Below are 596 nucleotides of genomic sequence, written 5' to 3'. Positions count from 1 at the left end.
AGATTTGCATAGAATGCCTCCTCTGCTTCTGCGGGTGTGGTGTATCCGATGGGACCGAATAGCCGGCGGTTGTTATACCAATCGACCCATTTCAGCGTTTCCCATTCGACTTCGCGCACCGATTTCCACGGACCGATCTGGTTGATGGCCTCGGTTTTGAACAGGCCAATGACGCATTGAGCGAGAGCATTGTCATAGGAATCGCCGACTGTTCCAATCGATGGATCAATGCCAAATTCGACGAGGCGCTCGGTATACTTGATCGAGAGATATTGCGATCCACGGTCCGATTGATGAAACAAGGCATTGTTATCAGGCGTTTTTCTTTGCCAGATTGCTTGATCCAAAGCATCGAGAACGAACTGCGTCGCCATTGATGTCGATACGCGCCAGCCGACGATGCGACGTGCGAAGACATTGATGATGAAAGCGACATAAACCGTTCCTGACCACGTTGGGACATATGTAAAGTCGCTCGCCCTTGTTCTTGAACCAATGGCGCACAATGGCTCGCCCCAGAGCTGGTTGGGCCGATCTGCTTTGAACAAGCGGTTTACCTTGTCGTCAGGGCACTGCTGTGAGGTGTCCGGATTGGT

1 protein-coding gene is annotated in these 596 nt (G+C 51.8%); it reads right to left on the bottom strand.

Features of this window, described 5'->3' with window-relative positions:
* A partial coding sequence (locus tag GZH79_RS17505; protein WP_211645065.1) for an IS3 family transposase occupies positions 1-596 on the bottom strand: 596 nt, incomplete at both ends.

The sequence above is a fragment of the Loktanella sp. SALINAS62 genome (genome assembly GCF_018263905.1).
GTDB lineage: Bacteria > Pseudomonadota > Alphaproteobacteria > Rhodobacterales > Rhodobacteraceae > Loktanella.
This window is presented reverse-complemented; position numbering and strand designations above follow the sequence as displayed.